This is a genomic window from Terriglobus sp. 2YAB30_2, from assembly GCF_052114765.1.
Taxonomy (GTDB): Bacteria; Acidobacteriota; Terriglobia; order Terriglobales; family Acidobacteriaceae; genus Terriglobus.
The window spans coordinates 1-20459 of the sequence record NZ_JBFRFJ010000030.1 but is presented as its reverse complement, the minus strand read 5'-3'; the positions used below and the strand labels follow the sequence as shown (position 1 = coordinate 20459).

At 58.0% G+C, this 20459-nt stretch carries 18 protein-coding genes; 8 read left to right on the top strand and 10 right to left on the bottom strand.

The genetic code is table 11. From position 1 onward, the window contains the following. Positions 1-308 precede the first annotated feature (308 nt). From AB4Y89_RS23720 to AB4Y89_RS23690, 7 genes are all read right to left on the bottom strand, one after another. Positions 309-1433 carry a TIGR03118 family protein gene (locus AB4Y89_RS23720; RefSeq protein WP_442303423.1) on the bottom strand — a complete coding sequence of 375 codons (1125 nt, stop codon included), beginning with the start codon at positions 1431-1433 and terminating at the stop codon, positions 309-311. 179 nt (positions 1434-1612) lie between these two features. Next, on the bottom strand, positions 1613-2281 hold the full coding sequence (locus AB4Y89_RS23715; RefSeq protein WP_442303422.1) for an alpha/beta hydrolase family protein: 669 nt from the start codon (positions 2279-2281) through the stop codon (positions 1613-1615). 501 nt (positions 2282-2782) lie between these two features. Then, entirely contained in the window at positions 2783-3847 is a 1065-nt protein-coding gene (locus AB4Y89_RS23710) for an HlyD family secretion protein (protein WP_442303421.1), read from the bottom strand. Continuing rightward, the gene (locus tag AB4Y89_RS23705) at positions 3844-4593 is read right to left on the bottom strand and encodes an ABC transporter ATP-binding protein (RefSeq protein WP_442303420.1); all 750 of its coding nucleotides are present in this window, start codon (positions 4591-4593) and stop codon (positions 3844-3846) included. The genes AB4Y89_RS23710 and AB4Y89_RS23705 overlap by 4 nt, the downstream gene beginning before the upstream one ends. Beyond that, a complete protein-coding gene (locus AB4Y89_RS23700) occupies positions 4586-5710 on the bottom strand; it encodes an ABC transporter permease (protein ID WP_442303419.1) in 1125 nt (374 codons plus the stop codon). Before AB4Y89_RS23700 ends, AB4Y89_RS23705 begins: the two co-directional genes overlap by 8 nt. A gap of 6 nt (positions 5711-5716) precedes the next feature. Further along, the gene (locus AB4Y89_RS23695) at positions 5717-6424 is read right to left on the bottom strand and encodes a CerR family C-terminal domain-containing protein (protein ID WP_442303418.1); all 708 of its coding nucleotides are present in this window, start codon (positions 6422-6424) and stop codon (positions 5717-5719) included. Positions 6425-6899: 475 nt separating this feature from the next. Then, on the bottom strand, positions 6900-7577 hold the full coding sequence (locus AB4Y89_RS23690) for a TetR/AcrR family transcriptional regulator (RefSeq protein WP_442303417.1): 678 nt from the start codon (positions 7575-7577) through the stop codon (positions 6900-6902). A gap of 108 nt (positions 7578-7685) precedes the next feature. On the opposite strand from AB4Y89_RS23690, the gene AB4Y89_RS23685 reads away from it, so the two are divergent. Continuing rightward, positions 7686-8135 carry a DinB family protein gene (locus AB4Y89_RS23685; RefSeq protein WP_442303416.1) on the top strand — a complete coding sequence of 150 codons (450 nt, stop codon included), beginning with the start codon at positions 7686-7688 and terminating at the stop codon, positions 8133-8135. A gap of 67 nt (positions 8136-8202) precedes the next feature. Beyond that, positions 8203-9396, top strand: a complete 1194-nt coding sequence (locus AB4Y89_RS23680) for a hypothetical protein (RefSeq protein ID WP_442303415.1) — start codon at positions 8203-8205, stop codon at positions 9394-9396. Positions 9397-9443: 47 nt separating this feature from the next. Here AB4Y89_RS23680 and AB4Y89_RS23675 read toward each other — a convergent pair whose 3' ends face one another. Then, positions 9444-10193, bottom strand: coding sequence for a hypothetical protein (locus AB4Y89_RS23675; protein WP_442303414.1), 750 nt, complete (start codon positions 10191-10193; stop codon positions 9444-9446). 209 nt (positions 10194-10402) lie between these two features. Here AB4Y89_RS23675 and AB4Y89_RS23670 point away from each other — a divergent pair, with 209 nt between their 5' ends. Further along, the gene (locus tag AB4Y89_RS23670) at positions 10403-11152 is read left to right on the top strand and encodes a hypothetical protein (protein ID WP_442303413.1); all 750 of its coding nucleotides are present in this window, start codon (positions 10403-10405) and stop codon (positions 11150-11152) included. Positions 11153-11464: 312 nt separating this feature from the next. On the opposite strand, the gene AB4Y89_RS23665 is transcribed toward AB4Y89_RS23670, so the two are convergent. Both AB4Y89_RS23665 and AB4Y89_RS23660 read right to left on the bottom strand, forming a co-directional pair. Next, positions 11465-12292 (bottom strand): NAD(P)-binding domain-containing protein, encoded by an 828-nt coding sequence (locus tag AB4Y89_RS23665; RefSeq protein ID WP_442303412.1) that lies wholly within the window; start codon positions 12290-12292, stop codon positions 11465-11467. 137 nt (positions 12293-12429) lie between these two features. Then, positions 12430-12852 carry an ester cyclase gene (locus tag AB4Y89_RS23660; RefSeq protein WP_442303411.1) on the bottom strand — a complete coding sequence of 141 codons (423 nt, stop codon included), beginning with the start codon at positions 12850-12852 and terminating at the stop codon, positions 12430-12432. A gap of 279 nt (positions 12853-13131) precedes the next feature. Here AB4Y89_RS23660 and AB4Y89_RS23655 point away from each other — a divergent pair, with 279 nt between their 5' ends. The 5 genes from AB4Y89_RS23655 (at position 13132) to AB4Y89_RS23635 (ending at position 20182) form a co-directional block, all read left to right on the top strand. Next, complete coding sequence (locus tag AB4Y89_RS23655) at positions 13132-13482, top strand: PadR family transcriptional regulator (RefSeq protein ID WP_442303410.1); 351 nt, start codon at positions 13132-13134, stop codon at positions 13480-13482. Between the two features lie 11 nt (positions 13483-13493). Then, positions 13494-16154 (top strand): ADOP family duplicated permease, encoded by a 2661-nt coding sequence (locus tag AB4Y89_RS23650; protein WP_442303409.1) that lies wholly within the window; start codon positions 13494-13496, stop codon positions 16152-16154. A 106-nt stretch (positions 16155-16260) separates the two neighbouring features. Further along, positions 16261-17475, top strand: a complete 1215-nt coding sequence (locus AB4Y89_RS23645; protein ID WP_442303408.1) for an amidohydrolase family protein — start codon at positions 16261-16263, stop codon at positions 17473-17475. Positions 17476-17840: 365 nt separating this feature from the next. After that, positions 17841-19505 carry a sensor histidine kinase gene (locus AB4Y89_RS23640; RefSeq protein WP_442303407.1) on the top strand — a complete coding sequence of 555 codons (1665 nt, stop codon included), beginning with the start codon at positions 17841-17843 and terminating at the stop codon, positions 19503-19505. Next, positions 19502-20182: a response regulator transcription factor gene (locus AB4Y89_RS23635; RefSeq protein WP_442303406.1), complete on the top strand. Its 681-nt coding sequence runs from the start codon at positions 19502-19504 to the stop codon at positions 20180-20182. The genes AB4Y89_RS23640 and AB4Y89_RS23635 overlap by 4 nt, the downstream gene beginning before the upstream one ends. Positions 20183-20459 lie beyond the last annotated feature (277 nt).

Below are 20459 nucleotides of genomic sequence, written 5' to 3'. Positions count from 1 at the left end.
TCCCACTCCACTGCAAACCGGGCACGCTCTTCCAACACTCCGCTCGCTCTCCAAGGCATGCCAGACTTCTACACGCCTCCGCTCGACCTCGCGAAAGTGTTACCTATGTCCCCGGTCTAATCTGTTACCCATCTGCCCGGTCTGTACCGATCGATACGGCACGGCTGAAGCCGTGCCCTTAAGCAAAACATTTCGCACCTATGTTGCGAAAACAGCATGGCAATAACGATAACAGCGCTACTCAAGTGTCCACTTACCGGAAAAGTGAACACTTGAACCTAATGCGACTGGGCGCACACGCCCACTTCTCACGGCGTAGTAATAGCTCCGAACAAGCCGTGACTTTCATCACCGATACCAGCAGTAAAGAAGAGCGTCGTTGCCGGGGCCTGAGAGGCGCCGTTCCCGAAGTTCAATCCCCACAGGCCATTGATTGTCATGGGGCTTCCGAATGTGTCCTGCAACTGGCCGAGAAAGTTGCCCGTGCTCAGACTGAAGGCGTTGATCCTGCCGTCTCCGAAGTTGCCGACCAGCAATAGACCGCTGAATGCGCCGAAATTAATGGGAGCAACCGCCAACCCCCACGGTGAGTTCAGCATTCCATTGGCGGCAAACCTGCTCTGCAGATTGCCATTCAGGTCGAAGATATCGATGAATCCATTGCCTGGTCCTTTCACGTCGTCATGGCGTTTTGCGTCCTGTTTTGCATAGGTCACGAATAACTTGCCGTCGATGTTGCGAATGCCGAACGGCGCGAATCCGCTGGGAATCTCGCTATCCGTGAACGATTTCACAAGTTGAAAGTGCGCGTCGTACATTTCGACTACGCCATTGCGGAAGTTGGTCGCATAAAGAAAGTCTCCGGAGCCGTTGTTGCCGATTGCCAGACCCTTGTAGACGGCCCCAAGCCCGGTGCGACCCGCGCTGCGGCCTGGGCCTGAATTGTTCACAGCCAGGATCGCGTGAGTGCGGTCCACCGTGGAGTTCCATCCGCTTAGGGTGCCTTCTTCCGTAGCGAAGATGAAACGGCTCGCGCCTGAGCTTCCGTCGGCGGAAACGACAAAACTAGCTGTACTGTTGAACACGATGCCCGTCGGCGCGGCGACCGCACCGGCCGGGCTATTGGGCGGCGTGGGGATAGTTACTACAAGCGGAGAAGCTGCCGGAGTTGCCACGCCCTCCCCGTTGTACACCGGAGAAAGCCCGGTGCCATTGTCGGCGATCCAGATGGGCCCGGCGCTGCCGGCGTTGACAATCCCCCACGGGTTGACCAGGTTTGGATCGGCAAAGTTAGCAACACCGGGGATATCCGAGACCAGATTCGTGCGCTTGTAAGATGTTTGAGCAGCCGCTTGAGTCATGGCGGAGATGAACACCAGGAACCCCACTGCCGCTGCAATCCGCCTGAAATGCGTCTTCCTTCCACTTGACATATACATGTCCTCCTCAAGTGAAATCGCCACACGTCATCGATAGGTTTATCGAGCGAGCAATGCTAGTCCCCGGCCGTTCTGCGGATTGTCAAGGCATTGTCACTTTTCGCCGGAAATCGGCGGGGAATCTCACCCAACCGAGATCGTCGAGCCATCACGGCGACAAACAATGGGACTGATCAAGCAACCTCGTTGTAAGCAAAAGACCGGAACGCCTGAACGACCTTCTTGGGCAGATCATCATGATTCTTCTTCGTCAGGAGTTCATGCCCCGCGGTGGCAATCGAAAACAGTTCAGTCCGTGCCGGAATAAGTTTTAGTGCTGCTGTCATCTCGTCGGTGGACGCGAATCCGTCACGCACGCCATGAACGAAGAGCGCGGGAGTTTTGAGATCCAGGAAGTGGCCGGTACGTAACTCACTGGGCCGTTGTGGAGGGTGGAGCGGATATGAGAGTAGCAGGAGCTTCTCTACAAGACCGGATTCAGCCGCAGCGAGCATCGACGCCTGCCTTCCTCCATACGAATGACCGCCAAGAAAGATACGGCCCGTACCCTGTCGCCGCATGGAGGCAACTGCGGCTCGCAATCCTTGCTGGTCACGCTCCGCACTGCCACGAGGTGGAGGCCCATGCGGCCGCGACTGCCGGAAGGGGAGATCACAGCGAAGGACAGTTATCCCCGAGGCGCAGAACGCATCCGCCAACGCCACGAGAAGTGGAGCGTTGCAGTTCGCTCCGGCGCCGTGCGTCAGGATTAGGCAATCACCACCGGGATGAGTGGGGAGGTGCAGGTACCCTCGAACGGGCACTTCATTCGGCGGAGCGTCAAGAAACTCTCGACTGTTCATATCCACAAATTATGCACCGGTGTTCTTCGCCAACCCTAGTGGTGCGAGGGTTTACCCCCAACGAACACAGTTCGCTGAGCACCCCCGGTGGAGCACGCGGCAGGAAAAGGCGAGCAGGAAGCAGCTTGGTTATTGATTCTTCACGGTCTCACCGCGGAGAATCGACTATCGCGCTACGCGCGATTGTCTTGCTTAAGGGCACGGCTTCAGCCGTGCCGAATCAGGGTTTGAAAGATTTGCGGCTTTAGCCGCTGAGGTACGTGCTCTGAATGATTGACCTCAGCGGCTAAAGCCGCGTTCTTTGCTGATGTCACTACGGGACGGCTGAAGCCGTCCCCTTAAGCAAAGCATTCGCACCCTTGGTGCGAACTCACTGCACTACGTGCAGCGTTGAAAAGCAGGTCCTTCACGAATCACCCCAGCGAAGAAGTCCGCTGGGGACTCCGAACGTTCAGGATGACAACTTTATGACGAAAACTTCTAAGAAGCCACATCTGGCGATCATCTCGAAGCCTGCTCCTGCGCGTGGATGAAGACATCCACCTGCTGTCCCACATAGACAGGGAATTGCGGCGGCTCAAAGCGAAACTCCATCTGCAACACGCGCACATCGACGCGCTCGGAATTAGAGCCCGTCAGGTTCTGCTTGGGCACCATGTAAGGCACGATGCGGACAAACTGCATGGGGAACTGTCGCGTCGAATCGCCTTTCAGCATGGCGGTTGCGGTCGAGCCAGGAAGCACATGCGAGGCGTTGATCTCATCCACATCGACGCGCACCATCAGAGAGTCCGTGTCGCCGAACAGTACAGGGGATGTGCCGGACGTACTGGAGAGATATTCACCCACGCGGTTATTGATCTGCAGGATCTTTCCGTCCGCGGGAGCGCGTACCGTCATCTTGTCGAGCAGAACTTTCTGCTGGTTGCGCGTGGCGATCATCGTCTGCAGGTTCGCCTGTTGCTCCGAGAGCGCAGCCTCGGCATTGTGCAACTGCGCTTCAGCCTGCTTCAACTGGGCCGCGGACTGTTGCCACCGGGCTCGATCGGCATCACGCGTCTTCGCGCTGGTCATGTTTGCCTGGTCGGAGATAACCCCACCCTGATGCAGCCCTTCATTGCGTTCGGCAATCTGGGCAGCATCGTCATACGTAGCCTTCGCCGTATCCACAGCAGCCGTAGCGCTGTTCACGTTTGCCTGCTGCGTCAGGATATCGGCCTGAGCCGTCTGCACCATTGCGTGCGTTTTTACGACATTTGCCTCCGCCTGCTCAACAACAGTCCGCTGCTCGCGGTCATCGATGGTGTAGAGCTTGTCGTCACGGTGGACGATGTCGTTCTCCTTCACATACAGCATGCTCAACTGCCCCGATACCGGCGGCGCCAGATTGTAGTTGCGGTCTGAGGCTTCGACGATTCCTGTTGCCGCAATCGAGTTCTCATACGGAGCCGTGGGTGGCGCAGCCAGAGCCTTCTCATGCGGTACGCGGCGTGCCGAAGCCGTGACCCACGCGGCAATCAAAACCAATCCCAGCAACGGACCGACTATGCTTAGCCACTTCGTCATTGAATTTTCTCCTTACTATGAGCGGGCGTAAATTCATTCTCGTGAATGGAAAGAATCCGCCCATCCAGCATCTCGGCGATTCGATCACCGTAGGGAAAGATACGGCTATCATGGGTCACCACCACGATGGCCCGGTCGTTTGTCAGCGCCGTCGAGCGAAACATCTCGAGAATCATCTTTCCTGTTTCTCCATCGAGCGCCGCTGTCGGCTCGTCACACACAATCAGGCGCGGCTCGGTAATCAGAGCGCGCGCAATGGCCACGCGCTGCTGCTGTCCACCTGAGAGCTGCGAGGGTAGGAAATCCGCACGATCCGCCAGCCCCACTTTTTCGAGATACACCCGCGCCTTCGTTACAGCTTCCTCGAAGTCCACCTTGTGAATCAGTAGCGGAATCGCGACGTTCTCCGCCGCTGTTAACGTAGGCAGAAGGTTGTACTGCTGAAAGATGAACCCGATGTTGTCGCGTCGGAACTGTGTCTTCTCCTGCTGGCTAAGCTGATCGATGCGTGTCCCGAAGACGTCGACGTCACCCGATGTTGCATCCAGAATTCCCGCCAGCACACTCAGCAGCGTTGTCTTGCCGCAGCCCGATGGGCCTACTAACAGCAGCAACTCTCCGGTGTGCACGTTGAAGTCGACGTTGTCCAGCGCATGCACTTCCGTCGTGCCTACGCCAAACAGCCTGGTCACACCACGCAGGCAGGCTGCGTGCGTGCCGTTTTCTGTATCGCATCCATTAGCCACGGAACACCACCGCTGGTTCGAGTTTCACTACTTTGCGAATGCTGATCAGCGCCGACAGCAGACAGATCGCAATCACCGCCACAAAGCTGATCACCACCATGGGCCATGGCGTAGCGAAGGCAATCTTGCTGTCCTGCCCGCCTGCGATCAATCCGAAGATGCCGCCCAGCCCTGCACCCGCGCCATAACCCACCAGCCCCACCAGCAGCGCCTGCAGCAGAATCATCTTCGTCAGTGTCATGGAGCTGGTGCCCATCGCTTTCAGTGCGCCGAAATAGCGCTCGTTCTGCAGCGCGAACTGATAAAAGGTTTGCCCCACAATCGACATGCCCACCAGAAAGACCATCGCGAGCGAGATCCCGATACTGGCCGGAATGCCGGTGTTCTTCATGTAGTAGTCCATCGTCAGCCAGCGGAACTCCTGCTCGGAGTAAGCCGCCAGGCCTGTTGCCTGACGAATGCGCCGCGTTGCCTCGCTTACCGACACTCCGTCCGCCGGAGCAGCCAGCACATAGTTCAACTGCTTGCGCTGCTGCGGTGCATATTGCAGCGCGCGATCGTACGAGGCATAGACAAACGGATAGGAGAAGAAATCACGCGGCACATCGGCAATGCCGACCACGCGGGCCTGGTTGTCATTCATCTCGAAGACCTGCCCGGGCTTGGGATTATTCAGCTTCTCCGATTCCGCTCTGCCGATAATCACGGCCTGATCCTGCGTCAGCAGTTTCCCATTGCCTGAGATCATCCTCGGCCGGCCGAAAAAGGTATCGTTGTCCAGGCCATAGAGCCGCACCGTCTGATAGTTCCCATCCGGCAGATGCGCCGAGACCAGTTGCAACAGCAGCGGCACAGCCCACTTCACGCCCGGCACGCTGCGTATCCGCTGCAGATCGGTATCGAGCAGCGGTTTGCTCTCGTCCACGCTGCGCAGTTGCGGATCGCTGACCCAGATCGGCGCGCCGACAACCTCAACGGGCCGGGCCGTGCGCAGGATCAATCCACAGAAGATCGAGCCCTGCTGTAGAAACAGAAACGAAACGACAATCAGGCTGCTCACCAGCGTGAAATATTTGCTGCGGTCGCCCATCAGCATCTTGATTGCAATCCGCCACATGGCTAGCTAGCCCCTTTTCTCGCGCTCAAGCCCGAGCAGGCCAAGCGCGGTGAAATGTGCAATATGTTTTGACACCATCTCGATGTACTCCGGGCTGTGCGAATCAACTCCCGCAAGCACGCGGTAGGACGCCCGTGCCTTGAAGATGTGCAGACACTGCCCGATGATTCCCGAGATCGTCATGAACACGGTCGGCTGCGGAAGCCCAGGCGCCAGCATCAAGATCACCTCGTGCAGGATGGTACCTACGGGCTCAAAAAACTCTCGTATGACCGGCTCGAACCGGGGCTTGGCTGCTGACTGCTCCCGCATGACCAGATGGCTGTGCTTGGCTGCGGGCGACACCAGCAGTTCCAGAAAATCGCGGATACAACCGCGCAGCGCATCTTCCGCTACTTTGTGTCCTTTCTTCCGCTTCGCGAGATTGAGGTGCGCCTGCATCCGCGTGCGCATCTCGGCACAGGGAGCCAGGCACGCCCGCAGAGTCTCGGTATAGAGCGCATCCTTGCTCCCGAAGTGATAGCTCACAGCGGCTACGTTCACACCTGCCGCCGTTGCGAGATCGCGCACGCTCGTCCCCTCGTAGCCTTTCTCCGCAAAGAGCTCCATTGCCGCCTCGATCAGTCGTGACCGCGCGTCGTCTCGTTCTGTTACCTCGTTTAGGCGAACCGCTTTGGCCCGCGCCGTCTTTTTCGCCTTTTTCTTGATGACCATCGTGAATGAAACAATCGTTTAAAACAATTGTTTGAATAGTACTCGCGTTAAATCTCGGCCGCAAGAGCGACTAGAGGGATCACGCTATCTCAATGAGTTAGGGCATACCGATAAATTCGGGGTGTTCCTCGCCCACCCTAGCGTTGCGAGGGCGGGGCACCCGGGCAGAGAAGATGAGTAAGAAGCAGATTTCTCCGCTACGTCTCACCCAGCCGGCGAGCTGGCCGGGGGCCACGAATGCTCCGAAAATGACAAAGCAAAAAGGTGTCACATATCTAAGCGCTGAAGGCGCGCTCTATACCAGCCTGGGGCAACGCCCCAGGTATCAGGGTCTACAAGATGTTAAAGGGCTGAAGGCCCGCTCTATAGTTCTCAATGAAGGCGATGTCGATAACGCCCTAAGCCCCAAAGCCGCCAATCGGCAACACGAATCTGGCGCCTTAACCCATCACGTTTGATGAACCCGGCCCAAATATCACTTCGCCCCATACGCGGCGAGAAACACACGCACACTCTCCGCCACATGACGACGAAGCGCTGCAGGCTTAGGGATCGCGTCATCGCCCAGAAGCATCGCCCGATTCAGCGGCTCGGACATCACCAGCCAATTGAAATGCGACGCTGCGGCCTTCGGATCGTCAATCTTCAGCCGACCGCGTGCGGCGAGGTCTGTGAGGATCGTGGCAAAGATCGCCATGGCGCGCTGCGGTCCACGCTCATAAAGGACGCGCGCCAGCTCGGGAAAGCGGCTTACCTCTCCGATCACCAGGCGGCGCAACTGCATGATGGGCGGCGTAAGAACCACCGTCAACTGTCGAAGGGCGTACCTCTGAAGGTATTCCGAAAGGTCACCGCCCTCCGTGAGTTCAGGCACGTTGTTGTGGACTGTGTCTCCCGCCGTGCCGGTCATGCTGGTAACAATCCCAACAAACAAGGCCTCTTTGCTGGAGAACTGTTTGTACACCGTCTGCTTCGATACCTGTGCGATTGCGGCAATCTCATCCATGCTGGCGCCGAGATATCCGCTCTTCAAAAAGACACTCATCGCGGCTTCAAGAATCGCTTTGCGCTTCCTTTCGGAGTTGCCGGTCTCCTCCGCCACCTCGGCTTTATTCGTCAACCGAGCACGCTTCACCAACTCAGCACGCGCCATTTTCACCTCGCTGAAACCTTGTCATCTTGACATACAGTACTGCACGGTCTAGTCTTGCGCCAAGAATAGTACTGGACTGTCCAGTACTGAAAGTCCTGCGAGGCATCCGTGAAAAACCTGTTTGAACCTTCTTCCGTGATGGAAATCAAGCAACGAATCGAAAAACTAGGGCCGAACAGCGAGAGACAATGGGGCGTGATGACGCCGGCGCAGATGCTTGCGCACTGTTCCGCGTGGTTCGAACAGGCCACGGGGCTGAATAACCCGCCGCGAAGCTTCGTTGGGCGGATCGTCGGAAAGATGGCGAAGAAGTCTGTTTTAGGCGATGCGCCGATTCGCCGGAATATGCCCACGGAGAAGAGCCTGATCATGCAGGGTGACAAGGATCTTGTTGCTGAGCAGCGACGTTTGCTCGATTGGGTGGACCGCTTTGCGGCAGGCGGACCGGCCGGATGTACGACGCACCCGCACTGCTTCTTCGGACCCATGACCCCTGATGAATGGGCAGCCCTGGGGTATAAACATCTCGATCATCATCTGAATCAATTCGGCGTTTGATCCAGAACTCGACAGGTCCCACGGGAAACCCGGAGCATTTTCACTGTCCTTGGTGTCTAACTCACATATGACTCTTAGAGAGTGGGCTGTACGTATTGTCCGCTTGACGGTCGCGGTGGCTCTGTCCCTGGTGCTGATCGCGACTTTGGCTTTGCAGATTCAGCAGCGAACTTTGCGCTGGCGTGCAGAGCGGTTGTCCGCCGATATGCACCAGATTCGCCTCTACCAGAGCACCTGGACAGACGCGCAGCGGTTGATGCACCGCTGGGGCGGGTGGGGCCATTACGACGGAAGCTGCACGGCTGAAAGCTGCAAGTACAGCATCGAAATGGACAGCCTCGCCTTTTATAACCCGCGGGTTCCACGCCATGCCTGGTTGGACTGGCTTCTCACGCACGATCGATTCAATGTCTACCAGTGGTTAGGCGGCCGCGGAGCAGCCTTCAATGCCTCCTTCACGGTTCACAACGGGACCATCTGGCGGGAAAGCACCGCGATCGGCGTCAGCGTCCCAGGAAGGAGGATGAGAAGGGAAGGCGATTTCGACCTGACTCTCTCTATTGGCGCCGAGAGCTACCAGCGACTTCACAGGACACTGGAGAACCCGTTCGTTTATATTGGCGGCGCAGAGGATCTCGCCCAACATCCGTACTACAAAGTAGGAAGGCCGGGGGGCTGCATGATCAACTGCCAGATAGGAGTTGTTTACTACTCCACCCACACCCCACCAGCCGAGATCGAGCGTCTGACGTCGTATGACTTTTCCTGCTTTACCCGGTTTGCGCCATGCGCGGAGCTTGAAGATTTACTGCCCGCGGCCAAAGATTGGCATCTCTATAAAGAAGACGAGCTGAAACAACACTCTTTGCCGGAAAAGACCTGCGATGTTCCCGTCTGGGCGCTGGCGCGGGATGCCCGCTATGTTCTGGCCGTCGAGGCTCTCTCTACGAAGGTCGTGAAGGAAGGCGGGCACGATCGTGAGCTGGCAGAAGTCCGGGTTGTCGGCTCTATCAAGGAGCCTGCTCCCTGGCTGCCTGACGCTATCGTAAGTGCATACCCCAACATCGCAACGCCGCAAGCGGAACATCTGGTTCCCGGAAGACGATACATCGTGTTTCCCGTCGGAAATGATCGAAGGGATCAACTTGTGACCAAGGACTCGCCACTCAGGTTCGAACCATGCGGTGTGCGGGAAGATACTCCCGAAATACGAAGTGAACTTGAGAAGGGTTTTGCGCAGAACGATGCATTGCATCCTTAGTGCGATTCCGCTGTCATCAGCGGAGCGGCGCCAGGGTTCCCCGACCTTCAGCCCTTCAATCCCGCCAGGCTCGCGCGCCGAAACAGTAGACCTGAGGCGGTGAACAACACCACCAGGATGACATGCCCGATCACCATATTCCGCGCCATGTAGGGTGGCGCGCCGGAAGGCAGCAGCGCTGCAATCAGTGCGAGTGTCACCGCCATGGCGAACAGTGTGCGAGCCAACCCTCGCGGCTGCAGGCGTGCCAGCGAGGCTCCGACAATTCCCACCACGAGCACGCTGAAGTACGCGAGGTTCGCCGGATTTTCCGAGTCCGCGACATGGACCATGTTGGACCATCCCAGGACGAACCCAGCCGCCAGCGCCAAACCAGCACCCGCTTTATACGCCCACGAGCCCATTTTTCGCGCGATCAGCGCATAGGCCATCCCCGTTGCGAAGAACAGGACATACACGAGTACAAACGCACGTGGGGGCCAGTTCCATCCCGGTACCACTCGCGATGCCACCAACGGCACCATCAAAAGGCACAGCGCCACCAGCGCCACGCGCAGCATTGTCTTGCTCAGTTGTGTCATATGAGTTGCGTTCTCCCGAATGACTCCCACCGACGTCTCGAAAAAGATCCACAGTACGAACCTGAACAGTCCGCGATTGGCGTTGCGGCGCTCCAGGCACAGGTCGTCAAATGTCTGCGCCATCTCCTCGCTGAACCGCTCGCGGAAGCGCCGTGGATACAGCCGCAGCAGCATCGCATACCACGCCCGGTAATGCCGGTGCTCGACCTTCCCCATGCGATCGACAATATGTCCGTTACGGATATATTGTCAAGACGAGATTTGCTTATGCCCCACCCCCGGGGTCCCAGATGCTCCCACCCGTTCGAGCTTCGCTCCAATAGCCTCGGAAAAGCTGGAGCGGATTGCCGCAATCTGCAAGAATGGGGCATCGCATCCATCACATTTCCACCGCTGTAAGTTCTCTCACGAAAAGGAGAAAACGGTTGGACATTCATTCCACTGCGTCCTGGCCCGCACATGAAGACCGCAAGGCTGCCCTGGTCTGGCTTGCCCTGTTCTGGATCTTCGTAGGCGTCGGCTTCGGCTTCGATCTGCACAACTATGTCCATGAGCAACCGGCGGTCCCCACGATCGTCCACGTACATGCTGTCTTCACTACGGTCTGGCTGCTGATTGCCACCGGGCTTGTGCTCATGGTCGAAACCGGTAATGTCGGCTTCCATCGCCGTTTCGGGTGGTTTGCAGCCGGCTACGCCGCTCTGGTCCTTGTGATTGCACCCTGGTCCGAGCTCAGTTGGCAGGCGTTGAACCTTTCGACTCCCGGCACTCTGCCTCCCCAATTCCTTTCCATCGCCTTCAGCGGAGTCTTTTGCATGGCCGTGCTGCTGGCATGGGGCGTACTTATGCGCCGCAATACCGCTGCCCATCGGCGCGTCCTGATGCTGGCCACCATCTGCATCAGCGATGCGGGGTTTTCCAGAATGGCCGGTCTCTTTCTGCCTGCACCGGCTACGTTTCTCGGCACCTACCTGTTTTACGAGGGCGGTAATCTGTTCCTCATCCTTCTCATGTTTCTCTGGGACTGGAAACGTAACCGGATCATGAAACAGTTCCTGTGGGCAGCCTCACTCGTCATCGTTGTGGGCCTGACGGCCACGGGGCTCTACTTCAACGAAACATGGAAATCGATCACCCGCCTGTGGCTGGAGACCTGGGCGCGGCACATGCTGTAGAGCATTCGATAGGAATTTAGGGTATTCCTAACCCACCCTAGCGTTGCGAGCGTTCACCCCAACGAACACAGTTCGTTGGGGACCCCGGGGTGGGGCACCCGGGATAGGAAACTCCGCTAGAAGCGGTTCCTTCGCTTTGCTCAGGATGACAAAAGGAGGGGCCGCGGGTCTAAGCGCTGAAGGCGCGCTCTATACCAGCCTGGGGCAACGCCCCAGGTTTCAGTGCCCACAAGATATTAAAGGGCTGAAGGCCCGCTCTATAACTCCGCAGTGAAGAGGAATTTGTCGATACGCTCTAACGTCGCTTTGCTATCAGTCAGCGGTAACGCGGTTCTGGGGAAGTCGAGTGTCAAAGGTCGCGCGGCCGTAGATGCGGTCCAGGACCAGGTCCAGTGCCGCCTGAATCTGGCCGGACCATCCTGCAGCTTGCAGTTCGCGCCACGCCTGCTCATTGAGTCCGCCTGCCGTCGAGTACTCCCGGCTGAGCCTGCTGAACGGTTCTTCGGAGCGCTTCTCCGCGGCCTGGGCGAGGAGGAAGAATAACTCACCCACCAGGGCACGCGATGCTTCTGGCTTGAAACCACCTTCGATCAGCCAGTCGTCTACCGCTCCCATCATGCCGAAGTACGTGCCCATCAGCGAGGTGACAGCGCTGACCAGGTCGAGGTGTGCTTCTTCTTCAACTCGGATCAGACGGCCCAGCCCGTCGAGCAGCCGTGCGATCTCCTCCGACTGCGTGTAGAGCGTCAGCGGCCCCTGCCGCCCTGCAACCGGCGGCAGCGGGATTAGACGGGAGATCTGATTCGCCGGCGCCACCAGCGGGGACAACCGCTCGACGCTGAAGGTTGCGATCAGGCTGACAATCTTCTGGTCCGGCCGGAAGCGCAACGTGCCGAGGGCCAGCTCCGTCACCTGCGGCCGCAACGCGAGCATGACGATCTCGCTGCCGTCCACGACGGCCTGATTATCGGTAGCGACCGTGACATCGGGATACCGCAGTGCAAGCCGCGCCGAAATGGCTTCGTTGCGAGGAGACAGCAGAATCTCGGCACGCCGTTCGCCGAACCCACACAGGCCGTTCGTCAGCGCCTCCGCGATGGTGCCCACACCGATAATGCCGATCTTTGGCAACTCACTCATAGAGTATTTCTCCTGTTGCTGGGTATCCCGGGAGGAGCGTGCAGTGGCGTTTTCATTGCGGAAAACGCCCATAGATGTACAAGCCCTGCACTACACCTACAGGAAAAATACTCACGGAAGGCTCCCTGATTGCGTGCTCATGCGCCTGGACTTGGAATCACGCCCAACTGCGTCATCAATCCCATCGTATCCATGAGGATGCGGGTGTCCTTGATCCTGCCCTTTTCCAGGCGATCGATCACGACGCCCCATACGCGGACCTGTCTCCCCGTTGGCGGCACTCCAAAGAATTCGCCTTGATGTGTCCCGGCCCATTCGAAGCGGCTTACCACCTTCTCTCCCTCCGCAATCTGCTCTAAAACGGAGAAGACGAGATCGGGGAAGCCGGTGCGGAAGGCTCGGATAATGTCCTTCACACCCTCCAGACCCGGACCTTGACCAGGGAGAGGAACTTGCTCAACGACATCCTCCCAGACGAACTCCACGGTTCGCTCGGTCTGACCCTGGGTGATCACTTCCTCTGCAAAGCGACGAACGATAGCCGAGTTCTCCTGTGTCAATGCGGTTCTCCTTGCAGCAGTATCGGTTTCGGTGCCCCCTGAGCATAGTAATCCAGTTGAGGGAATTCGCGGTGAGTCCTCCTGCCTCTACTGAAATCTATAGAGCGGGCCTTCAGCCCTTCATCATTCAATGTGCCGAAGACCTGGCCCTGCGTGGCAGGTGATGCTTCGGCGTCTTGCATGCTCCCAGCACGAACCATCAGGAAGAAGAATAATTCTTTTCCCATAGACATTCGAGTGGAGTACTATGGTCTCCCATAGTCATTCGAGTGGAGAGCCATGGCGAAGAATAAAACACCGGATGCGGGCGAGATTCTTCAGGGAACGCTCGACCTGCTTATCTTGCGCACGCTGATCCTTGGTCCCGCCCATGGGCACACCATTGCGCGCTCGATTGAGAGCACGTCGGAGAACGCTCTTGAAGTGGAGCAGGGCTCACTCTATCCAGCACTTCACCGGTTGGAGGATCGGGGACTGGTCTCTTCCGAGTGGGGTGTGAGCGATAGCAACCGAAAAGCGAAGTTCTACCGGCTGACGGCGAAGGGCCGTAAGGAGCTGGCGGCGGCAACCGGCCGCTGGCGAAGGATGACGCGCGCGATCGGCCTCATTCTTGGAGAAGCGAACGGCTAGGAGGGAAGAGTATGGGTTTCCAGCGCTACCTCAATCGCGAAAGCAAGGACCGGGATCTGGCAGATGAGATCCACTCGCATCTGGAACACGAAGTAGAGACCAACCTCGCACGCGGTCTCCCGGAGGCTGAAGCGCGACGGCAGGCCCGGCTGAGATTCGGTAATCCGCGCACAGTACGGGAACGTGTGTGGATCTATCGTTCCCTGCCAACGACAGACGGTATCTTGCGTGATCTCCGCGATGCCTGGCGCTCGCTCAGGAAGACGAAAGGGCTCACCATCGTGGCTCTGCTTGTGATCGCACTTGGGATCGGTGTGAACACGGCGGTCTTCTCGGTCGTGAATACAGTTCTGCTACAGCCGCTGCCGTATCCCGATCCGCAGTCTCTGATGAGGCTGGTTGTCTTTACTCCGCAACGCACGCTCGATGGAGCCAGTGTTCCTGAATTCAACCTCTGGCGTCAGCAGACCGGAGTGCTTCGCGATGTGGCGGGCTATGATGCGGGCGGCGCCGGGCTGAATCTCACCGGCGGAGATCATCCGATCCAGGTGCAGGGAGTCCATGTCACCCATGATTACTTCACGCTGTTTGGCGCGCCGGTGATCGCGGGCCGCACCTTCACGGAGGAGGAAGACAGTCCGCATGGCGGCAATGTTGTGGTGCTCAGCTATGGCCTGTGGAAACAGCGCTTCGGCGGTGATACGAGTCTCGTCGGCCGAACGATACCGATCGATAACACTCCTTATCTTGTGGTGGGAATCATCGGACCGAGCTTCGTTAGCGACAATCCGGCGGACCTGTGGATCCCGTATCAGTTCGACCTTAATACGGTAGATCTGGCGCGCTATTTCAGAGTGGCGGCACGTCTGCGGCCTGGCGTAACCCTTGAGCGGGCGAATGCGCAACTCAAGCTCGCCTCCGATCAGTTTCGTCGCGTGATGCCTACTGCCATTCGTCCGCAAAATCATTATGGAGTTGTCTCGCTGAAAGAGGCGATGATCGGCGATACACGCACGCCGCTTCTGGTTTTGCTTACTGCGGTTGGGTTGGTATTGCTGATTGCATGCGCGAATGTGGCAAATATCCTGCTGGCCAAAGCCTCGGGCCGGCAACGCGAATTTGCGACACGGGCGGCTCTTGGCGCGGGCCGCTGGCATATAATCCGTCAGCTTCTGGCTGAGAGCCTTCTTCTGTCGTTGTCCGGCGGCCTGCTTGGCCTGCTTCTCGGCTATGGCAGTGTTCGCCTGTTGCTTAACGTGAATGCTGGCGGTCTTCCCAGGGTGGGTGAAAACGGCACGGCGCTGGCTTTGGATCTGCGCGTTCTGCTCTTCACCTTGGGTGTTGCGGTGCTTACGGGGATACTGTTTGGCCTTGTTCCTGCTGTGAGCGCTTCGCGCACCAATCTGGTTGCGAGTCTGAATGAGAGCAGCAGCCGTACCGGTTCTGGTTCCCGCAGCGTGAATTTCCGGTCAGTGCTTGTGATCACTGAGATCGCGCTGGCACTGGTCCTGGTGATTGGCTCGACATTGCTGATCCGCACATATCTCAAATTGCAAGGTGTCGATCCCGGGTTTGACACACACAACACCTTGACGATGGCCATGTCGATCAGTGGCGACCGATTTCAGACGAGCGCACCGGTGGATCAGATCATTCGCCAGGGTACGGAACGCATCAAGGCAATCCCCGGTGTCGTCGAAGCTGCCGCGGGGAATGGGTTGCCGCTTCAGGGCGCCTTCGGAATGCCGTTCGATATTGTGGGGCGGTCGAAAGGCAATGCCCCAGCCACCGGAGGGGCGGGATACTACTCGGTCTCGGCGAACTATTTCAAGGCCTTGACGATTCCTCTTCTACGCGGCCGCACGTTCACGGATCGCGATAACGCCTCGGCTCCGGGAGTGATTCTCATCAATGAGGCCATGGCGAAGCAGTACTGGCCGCAGGGCGACCCGCTGCGGGATCGGATTCAGAAAGCACCTGGCTTCGGGGGACCGTTCGCTGAGCCGCCTCGCGAGATTGTTGGCATCGTCGGTGACACGCGCGACGATGGTCTCAATAAAGATCCCTTTCCGACCATGTACATTCCTCTGGCACAGATGCCTGATGGCGAGACCGCGCTCAATTCGCGTGTCGCTCCGCTCTGGTGGATCGTGCGCACGAACAGCGACCCACATGCTGTAGTCGCGGCCGTGACGTCGGCGCTACGCGAGGCCACCGGCGGGCTGCCCGTAGCACACATCCGAACCATGGACGAGATCGATAGCCTGATGGTTTCGCGGCAGCGCTTCAACATGCTGCTGCTTACCGTGTTCGGCGCATCCGGACTGTTGCTGGCCGCGGCAGGCATCTACGGCTTGATGGCGTTTTCCGTGGAGCAGCGCACGCAGGAGCTGGGGATACGGATGGCGATGGGAGCGCAGACCTCACACCTTCGCAACATGGTTCTCCGCCAGGGAATGATCCTCACGATCATCGGTGTGGCAGCGGGAATCGCCGCTTCTTTCTGGCTGACGCGATTCCTCGCCAGCTTTCTCTTCGGCGTTGAGAAGTGGGATCCACTGGCATTTCTCCTGACACCGCTGTTGCTCAGCATTGTTGCCCTGGCGGCCACATGGATTCCGGCAGTACGCGCCACCAGGGTGGATCCAATAACCGCGCTGCGTTTCGAATAACCGATGGGACATCGAAAGCGGCCATATCTTTGGTTTGAAACTGGAAGCGCGCCAGCTTGCTTGTAAGGTGCGGTGACCTGTAGAGAGGGGTTCGACGGTGGGAAGGTTGTGCAATAAAGTGTTTGGGCTTGCGTTATTGCTGCTCATTCCGGGTGCGGTTGGTCTGGCCCAGGAATTAGCAATTGAAGACGCGGCTGTTTATAGCTCGCCAGAGGCGCCTCTGCGCAGGCATATGACGATCGTGATCCACAACGGTGTGATTGCGGATGCAGGAGAGCATGTGCGCATCCCTAAGGGGATGCAAAGGATTTCCTGCCAGGGGTGTGTTGTGCTCGCCGGGTTCTGGAATGCGCACGTGCATTTTATGGAGCCAAAGTGGAACGATGCCGCACATCTACCCGCAGAGAGATTGACTCGCCAGTTGAGCGAGATGCTCACCCACTCGGGATTTACGACCGTGGTCGATACAGGTTCGGATGTGGAGAATACCGTCGCACTGCGGAAGCGGATAGAAAGTGGCGAAGTCTCCGGTCCGCGCATCTTCACCGCAGGCATCCCACTCTATCCCGTACATGCGCTGCCTTTCTATTTAGCGGACGTTCCTGCAGATGTGAAAGCAAAGCTGGGACAACCAGAGACAGCCGCCGATGCAAAGGCGCTTGTCGACAAGAACCACGCTGCCGGAGCGGACATCCTCAAGCTCTTCACTGGTTCAATCGTTCGTCCAAATCAAGTCACTCCCATGCAAGTGGAGATCGCGCGAGCAGCTACCGAGGAGGAACATAAGAGCGGCGGGCTGGTTTTTTCGCATTCGTCGAACATGGAAGGAACGAAAGTGGCGATCGATGCCGGTGTGGATGTTCTGGCTCATACGCCAGAGGCTGTAAACGGAATTGATGGAGCTGTCTTGCAGCGCATGGTCGCACAGCAAATGACAATCAGTCCGACCCTGAAGCTATTTTCCCAGGACCGTGATATCGCGAAGATTCGCGGGCTGGATTATCAATTCCACCAGCTTGGCGGACGCCTGGTTTATGGCACCGACACCGGGTTTCTTGCCGACTACGATCAAGGCGAGGAGTTTCGCCAGCTGATGGCCGCGGGATTTACCTTTCGCGATGTGTTGGAGATGCTGACGACCGCTCCGGCGGCGCTGTTTCATCTGTCGCAGCGAGAAGGCAAAGTGATGCTAGGAATGCGCGGCGATCTGACGGTTCTATCGGATGATCCGGCATCAGGCCGTCCAGAGGCATTCACCCATGTTCTATATACAATCCGCGGAGGCATCGTAATCTGGCAGGCAAATCAAACGATGAAGTGATTCATCCGCAGGACGGGCCTTGTATTTCATACAAGCCCTCGAGCATTCTCCTGTAGGTGCAGTGCGGAGGTTATGCATCGATGGGCGTTTTCCGCCTTTGTCATGCATCCTCCCCGCCTGGGTGCCCCGTCCTCGCAACGCTAGGGCGGGTTCGGGAACACCCCAGATTCCCGGCAAAGACAGAACGATTCGTCGATGGGACTGATGAAAGAGTTGTGGCTTCCTTACCCGCCCTAGCGTTGCGAGGACGGGGCACCCAAGCGGATGGATTGAGAAAAACACCGCTATGCACCGCAATGAAAACGCCGCTGCACTCCTCTCCCGGGATACCCAACAACGGGAAAAATGCTTTAGAATCCACGTCCATGCATCTACGCTTCGGCTTCCGGACTCTGATCGCCATTTGCGTTACGTTGGCGATACTGCTCGGCGTCGTCGCAGTTGTGCAGTATCGATGGTCGAAACGCGTGGCCGCTGCAGATATACAACGCGAGCGCGAACACCTTAACGCTTCGGCTTCTCTTTTTGTGACGCGGTTCAATCGGAACATCGCGGACGCCGTCGGGTTTCTTCAGAACGATGCGCAGACCGCATGGTCAACCGGTGCGCCGTTGCCCGCTTTGCCGAAGGTTCTGCAGGAACTCTACCTTCTGGATACTTCAGGTTCGCAGCCCCGCGTCCGGCGCGCGGATGCTTCCGGTACCTTCGCTGCGGTATCGACACCAGAGTGGATGAAGCCGGTTGATTGCATGAGTTTGATCTCCACGCAGCCGCTTGCGATCACGTCGCCTCTGTTCAACCCTGTCGGTGAAGAGCCGGCCCCAGGCCGAAGCCGCATCGTACTCAGGACATCACGTGGCGGCCGCTGCTTTGTCGCGTTGCTGAACGAGGACTTCATCAAGGGCACGCTCGTTCCGGCGCTTCTTCAGGAGACTTTTGGCGAATCCTCCATCAACGACTATGATTTTGCGATCGTCTCGCGGGACCGCGACAGCGAGCGGATCTATGGCCCGAGGGTTACTCCGGATCTCAGGCGGACGTTCTTCACGGTGCCGCTCCGGAGTCTGCTGCCGGCGCCAAAGCGTCCGCCTTCTACTTCGGGCAAGGGTATCTCCCTCTATCAGCACTATGAGATCGGAACGATCAATCGCAGAGCGCCAGGTCTTCCTCCTCAGTTGGGAGACGGAATGTGGGAGTTGCAGATCGCACATCGCGGTATGTCGCTTCCTGCAGCTTTCAGACGTGAACGTTGGCGGGATCTTCTGATTGGTGTCGCGGCGGAGCTGCTGCTTGGCGCAGCTATCGTCCTGCTTGTGATTGGCGCGCACCGGATGCAGCAGGTTGCCGAACAGCGGATGCAGTTCGTTGCCGCGATCTCACATGAACTGCGCACGCCGGTGTCGTCCATCTCGATGTTGTCGCGTAATCAGGCAGATGGTCTAGTGTCAGGTGCGGACAAGGTTTCGCAGTACGGTGAGCTGATCCACCAGCAATCACGCCGGCTCAGCGAAATGATCGAGCAGACGCTTCAGTATGCCGGCATACACTCCCACCTCGGCACAAGAATGCGCACGTCTGTCGACGTTGAAGCAGTGATCGTCGACGCCCTCGCTGCGCACAAGGAAGAGCTTGCTCGTGAGCAGTTTCATGTCGAGCAGGTCGTTCCCCATGGACTTCCCGCAGTTCACGGCGATGCCGGCCTGCTCCGCATTGCCATCGACAATCTGCTTTCGAATGCCATCAAGTATGCAAAGAGCGGGCGATGGATCGGCATCCGGGTCGAACACTCCGTGAAGGAACGGGTGATTCTTGTTCATGTCTCCGACCACGGTCCGGGCATCGAGGACTCCGATCAGGAACGCCTGTTCGAACCCTTCTACCGCGGCAGAAGTGCCGTAGAAGCGAGTGCTCCGGGCTCAGGCATCGGCCTCAGCCTCGTACGCTCTGCCGCCGAGGCGCATGGCGGTTCTGTCACGATGGTAAGCACTCCCGGACAGGGCAGCACCTTTACGCTGAGAATACCCGCATGACTCGCATTCTGTTCATCGAAGACGAACCCGCTTTCGCGATTGGTGTGATCGACCGCTTGCGCGCGGACAGCTATGACGTCAGGTGGGAGAGTAACGGAAGTGCAGGGTATCAGGCTGGCTGCGCGCATCCGTTTGATCTCATCCTGCTCGATGTCTCGCTGCCGGGTAAGAACGGATTCGACATCTGCCGCGATCTGCGACGTGAGGGTGTATCCGCGCCCGTGCTTATGCTCACTGCCAGGGGCGAGGTGATCGATCGTGTCCTGGGCCTGAAGCTTGGAGCGGACGACTATGTGCAGAAGAACTGTGAACCCATCGAACTGATGGCGCGCATCGAAGCCTTGCTTCGTCGATCGCAATCATCGGTAACGTCTCCGGAGATTGCGTCTTTTGGCGACATCCGCGTCGATTTCCGTCAGCATGAAGTTTCTCGCGCGGGCGCCGCCGTTGTTCTTACGCCGATAGAGTTCCGCTTGCTTGAGTATCTGCTCGAGCGTCGTGGCAACGTCGTCACCCGCGAAGAGCTGTTGGAGAATGTGTGGTCCGCCGATGGCGGCATGCTGAGCCGTACGGTCGATGTGCACGTAGCCGGTTTGCGCAAGAAGATCGAGGCCGATCCACGCTATCCTCGTTTTTTGCTCACCATCAAGGGCGCCGGTTACAAGCTGACGGTTTAGCAATATTTTCCCTGTTGTTGGAATCCCGGGAGGAGCGTGCAACGGCGTTTTCGTTGAGGAAACGCCCATTGCACGAGCCCTGAGGTGAACGATTCGAGCAAAGCTCGAATCGGGTGGGAGACGCGGGCCTTCAGAGTCTGTGTGAGAGAGGCATCATCTCTCTGGATGAGTGAGCCGTTGTTGGAGGATTTCATTGTTGAGTGTGGATGGGAGCTGTTTTAGTGGGATTTCTGGAGGATGTAGATGCGTTTGAGGTTGTAGGCGGTGGCGGCGAGGG